Origin of the sequence: Hymenobacter roseosalivarius DSM 11622, from assembly GCF_900176135.1 — a bacterium.
GTDB classification, from domain to species: Bacteria; Bacteroidota; Bacteroidia; order Cytophagales; family Hymenobacteraceae; genus Hymenobacter; species Hymenobacter roseosalivarius.
In genome coordinates, this window is the sequence record NZ_FWWW01000109.1 from 1 (window position 1) to 3929 (window position 3929).

Here is a 3929-nt window from a genome sequence, read left to right on the forward strand (position 1 = left end):
GGCGGCCGGTGCTTTCGCAGCACAGGTTGGCCGTCATGCCGGCAATGACCAGGTGGGTGATGCCGCGGCTTTCCAGGTGCCCGGCCAGGTCGGTCTGAAACACGTCGCAGCTTTTGTGGGGCAGCAGCACGATGTCCTGGGCCTGGGGCTGAATTTCGGGGTGAAAATCGGCGCCCCAGCTGCCAGCCAGAAACATTTTGTTCTCGAACATGAGGCGGTTGATGCCGCTGCGCTTCTGCAGGTGGTGGTGGGCGTAATCTTCCTCGGTGTACGCCATGGGCCCGAACAGCACCGGAATGCCCTGGGACCGGGCGCCGTCGATGGCGCGCTTCAGGTTGGGAATGACGTTGTTTTTCTCCACCGTGCCCTTGGTCATTTCCCAGGCCGCGCCGCCTTCGGACAGGAAATCATTGACGGGGTCGATGACCAGCAGCACGGTGCGGTCGGCGGGCAAGGTGCGCCCGGTTTCGGCCTTGGGCAGGTAGGTGGCGGGGCCAGTGGTGGGGCGGGTGTGGTGTTCCATAGTGGTGGGCTGAGTTTGGTGAATAAAGGTGCGAGGTCCGACCAACTATTCGGGGCCCGGAACACCCGACCATGCCGGGGCGGGTGAAGCAGGCCAATGACAGCCGACCGGAGCGCCGGACAATGGCCCAGCTTGCTTGTTGCTACGTGCGGTGCTAAGGGCTAGTTGTTAATACCGGGGTTGGCGGCAGGCGTCCAACTAACCGCCTTTCGGCAAACTTTTAACAGGGTTGCAGCTGGTTACCGCTTCGGCCTTGTAGGTAATGTTATGATTATTAAGTAATTGAAGGCTAATTGCTTGCTGCGGAATTCCTCTGGACTAAACTTTTAAGACAGGCCAATATTATTGCGTAACGTGTAAATCCGCCCTTTTGGAAGAAGAACCCCAAAAAGGGAGGCCGGGGGGTTGCGCAGGCGGGCGGGGTTCGTACCTTGTGGGCTGTTCAGGCATCGTTCAACGGTTTTCGCAAGATGTGTTTCCTGCATCGCGCTTCGCGCAATTCAGGAAACCCGTTCGCCTACCGGCTCACTACCCTTGCCCCTTCGGGGAACTCGCTATGGAAGAACTAACGCCCCCCCATTCCACTCCCCACCGCCCCCGCAAAGGCGGCCGCAAGCCCGGTCCGCTGGCTGAAAAGCAGCGCCACGTCGTGAGCGTCCGGCTCACGGACGCGGAACACGAGCGCCTAACCCAAGAGGCCGACCAGTACCAGCTCAGCCAGGGCGAGGTGCTGCGGTCGGTGTGGCTCAAACAGGACACGGCCACGAAGCTGGCGGCACCGCCCAGCCCGGAGCAGGCCCGGCAACTGGCGCAGCTCGCCGGCATGGCCGCGAACCTGAACCAGCTCACCAAACTGGCGCACTTGGGCCAGGACCAGCGCACGGGGGCGACCACGGTACTCGGCCAGATGCACCACCTGTTGAAGCAGCTCGCACCCGAAGCGCCATGATTGGGAAGGTGAAGGTGAACCAGTCGTTCGGGGCGATGTGCCGGTACGTGCTCCAGGAAAAGACTCCAGACAGAGGGGCCGAGGTGCTGGCCGCGCACGGGGTGCGCACGGATAGCGCCGAACACATGGCGGCGGACTTCGACGCGGTGCGGGCCATGCGCCCCGGATTGGGCAAGGCCGTGCTGCACGTCGCGCTGGCGTTTCCCGTCGAGGAAAAGGAGAAGGTGACGGGCGAAGTGATGGGCCGCATTGCCCAAGACTACCTAAAGGGGCTGCACATCAACCCGGAGAACACGCAATGGGCCGTCGTGCGCCACCAGGACAAGACCCACCCGCATCTGCACCTGGTGGTAAACCGGGTGGATTTGGACGGGCAGACGGTGAGCGACCAGTTTATCCGCTCGCGCAGCGTGGACGTGTGCAAGGGCATTGAGCAGGCGTACGGCCTAATCGTGGCCGACCAGGTGGGCCGCCAGCAGGCCCGCGAAATCGGGCCGACCCCGGCCCAGGAGAAGGCCACGACCCCGAAAGAGCAACAGTCGGCTGAGTGGAGCCGCGCCCGGCAGGAGATTGGCCGCGCCCTGAGCTACACGGCGGGCCAGGCCCGCAGCTTTGACGAGCTGCGCGAGGCCTTGCGCCCCCGCGGCATCGAGCTGGCGCTGACGCGGCGCAAGGACGGGAGCCCGGCCGGGGTGGTGTTCGAGCAGGACGGGCACCGGGTGAAGGGTAGCCAGGTGGGCCGCGAGTACAGCGCGGGCCATCTGGAAACGGGCTTTGCCAAGGTCCGGGAGCTAGGCCCCGCCCACGACCCGGCCCAGGCGTGGCAGCAGGTGGGCCAGGACTACGCGCTGGCCAAGCTAGCAGCCGAGTACACCCAGGCCAAAGAACGACAGGCCCAGCAGCAGCCGGGCAAGCAGCAGTCCCGAGGCTTCGAGAGGGGGGATTAACTTTTCAGCAACGACTTATGCAAGAGCTACTTCAAGACATTAACGCATTGCGCCGGGGCATCGAGGCGCTAAACAAGCGCAGCTTAGAGCAGGGCAAGCCGGTGAGCCGCGCCGAGCTGGACGAGGTGCTGGCCAAGGTGAAGCAGGAAGTGCGGTTTACCATCGACTACAAGGGGGTAGCCGAGGCGATTCAGCCGCACCTGGCCACGCCCGCCAAGGTCGAAACGACGCTCACCACGGGCACCGCGCAGTTGCAGCAGGTGATTGCCCAGATTCCGCGCAGCGTGCCCGTGGTGGGCGAGGTGTGGGGCTTTACCAGTGTGCGGCTGGCGTTGGGGGTGATTGTGCTACTCATGGGCCTGATATGCCTGAGCACCTATCTGTGGAAAGAGAGAGGGGTAGCGGAAGCGCAGGTGGCGACGCTTCAGCAGCAGCAGGCCCAGCAGAAGGCCAGCCTAGATTGGTTGTCCAAGGGCTATTTCGACCTCAAACGGGACAATCCGAAGGCCGTGAAGAAGTATTTCCCTTAGCCTCTTTAACCAGGCCCAACCTACTGAAAACCTAACCCTAAATAGAGCGTTTGAACAGCAAATGAAAAGATTAACCGAGTATTTGGAGTGCCTGCACCGCCCCGAGACGGGCACGATGGTGTGCCGGTGGTTGCGCGAAGCGACCCCGGCCGAAATGCGGACGAGTTACGAGTATTTGTTTGCGGAAGCCCAGGGGTTTGGCTCCCGGCTCTGGTTGCTGGACATTCGGCGGCGCAATAACGAAGACCCGGAAACGGCCCAGTGGCTCATGGACGACTATATGCCCCTGCTAGCGGCCCATTTCGGCGGCCCCACCTTTCTGGCCTACCTGCTCTCGCCCGCGCATTTAGTGCGCGTGGACGACCATACAATTGATATTGTGCATGTGGCCCAGTTACAGCGGTCGGTACACGTCGCCCTGTTTATTGAAGAAGGCGCGGCCAACGAGTGGTTGGTGCAACAAGCCGGCAAATAGGGGCCGGCTACTGGCCGCCGAGGTCCGGTCCGGCATCGACTAATTGTTGCAACCGCTGCCGGGTTTGCACGCCGACCCGCACGCTGATGGTGTACAGGTCTACTTCCCCCTCAATGTAGCGGTGATATAAGGTCAATAACTCGTCCTTGGCGTGTTGTTCTTCGGCGAGGGTAATGGCAAGGGCACGGTCGGCAATTTCCTGGCGCTGTTCGCGGGTTTGCTCGGCCGGGCCAAAGTTCAGCGGAGCGGGCATAGCAGAGCTGGTGGCGGGGTGGTCGTTAATAAGATTTTTCAGCCAACAAATGTAACTATCGGGCTTAATTGTTCCAATACTTTCGGCCCCGGATGGGAAGAAGCACCCAAAAGACCTGAAAAATGGGTACCTAAATCGACCGGCCAACTCAGAAGAATACCACATTCAGGCGCCCGGGGCGGTAGGGGTAAAAACCACCATTATTCCGAGGTCGGGGGTATAAGTAATCTTATGTTGGCCTTCTTATAGCAG

The 3929-nt window shown here is 61.6% G+C and carries 6 protein-coding genes; 4 read left to right on the forward strand and 2 right to left on the reverse strand.

Features of this window, described 5'->3' with window-relative positions; translation table 11 throughout:
* A partial coding sequence (locus B9A24_RS20825; protein WP_143435149.1) for a cysteine hydrolase family protein occupies positions 1 to 523 on the reverse strand: 523 nt, incomplete at its 3' end.
* Positions 524 to 1079: 556 nt separating this feature from the next.
* On the opposite strand from B9A24_RS20825, the gene B9A24_RS20830 reads away from it, so the two are divergent.
* The 4 genes from B9A24_RS20830 to B9A24_RS20845 all read left to right on the forward strand — a co-directional run bounded on the left by B9A24_RS20830 (position 1080) and on the right by B9A24_RS20845 (position 3424).
* Positions 1080 to 1472 carry a plasmid mobilization protein gene (locus B9A24_RS20830; RefSeq protein WP_084447971.1) on the forward strand — a complete coding sequence of 131 codons (393 nt, stop codon included), beginning with the start codon at positions 1080 to 1082 and terminating at the stop codon, positions 1470 to 1472.
* Entirely contained in the window at positions 1469 to 2419 is a 951-nt protein-coding gene (locus tag B9A24_RS20835) for a relaxase/mobilization nuclease domain-containing protein (protein ID WP_084447974.1), read from the forward strand. Before B9A24_RS20830 ends, B9A24_RS20835 begins: the two co-directional genes overlap by 4 nt.
* A gap of 17 nt (positions 2420 to 2436) precedes the next feature.
* Positions 2437 to 2949, forward strand: coding sequence for a hypothetical protein (locus tag B9A24_RS20840; protein WP_084447976.1), 513 nt, complete (start codon positions 2437 to 2439; stop codon positions 2947 to 2949).
* A gap of 61 nt (positions 2950 to 3010) precedes the next feature.
* Complete coding sequence (locus B9A24_RS20845) at positions 3011 to 3424, forward strand: hypothetical protein (RefSeq protein WP_084447979.1); 414 nt, start codon at positions 3011 to 3013, stop codon at positions 3422 to 3424.
* 7 nt (positions 3425 to 3431) lie between these two features.
* Here the strand turns inward: B9A24_RS20845 and B9A24_RS20850 are convergent, their stop codons facing one another.
* A complete protein-coding gene (locus B9A24_RS20850; RefSeq protein WP_084447981.1) occupies positions 3432 to 3677 on the reverse strand; it encodes a hypothetical protein in 246 nt (81 codons plus the stop codon).
* Positions 3678 to 3929: the final 252 nt, after the last annotated feature.

What these genes read in the sequence shown, in the direction of transcription:
- B9A24_RS20830 (WP_084447971.1), top strand. Translation starts at nt 1,080, where the DNA reads ATGGAAGAACTAACGCCCCCCCATTCCACTCCCCACCGCCCCCGCAAA.
- B9A24_RS20835 (WP_084447974.1), top strand. Translation starts at nt 1,469, where the DNA reads ATGATTGGGAAGGTGAAGGTGAACCAGTCGTTCGGGGCGATGTGCCGG.
- B9A24_RS20840 (WP_084447976.1), top strand. Translation starts at nt 2,437, where the DNA reads ATGCAAGAGCTACTTCAAGACATTAACGCATTGCGCCGGGGCATCGAG.
- B9A24_RS20845 (WP_084447979.1), top strand. Translation starts at nt 3,011, where the DNA reads ATGAAAAGATTAACCGAGTATTTGGAGTGCCTGCACCGCCCCGAGACG.
- B9A24_RS20850 (WP_084447981.1), bottom strand. Translation starts at nt 3,677, where the DNA reads ATGCCCGCTCCGCTGAACTTTGGCCCGGCCGAGCAAACCCGCGAACAG.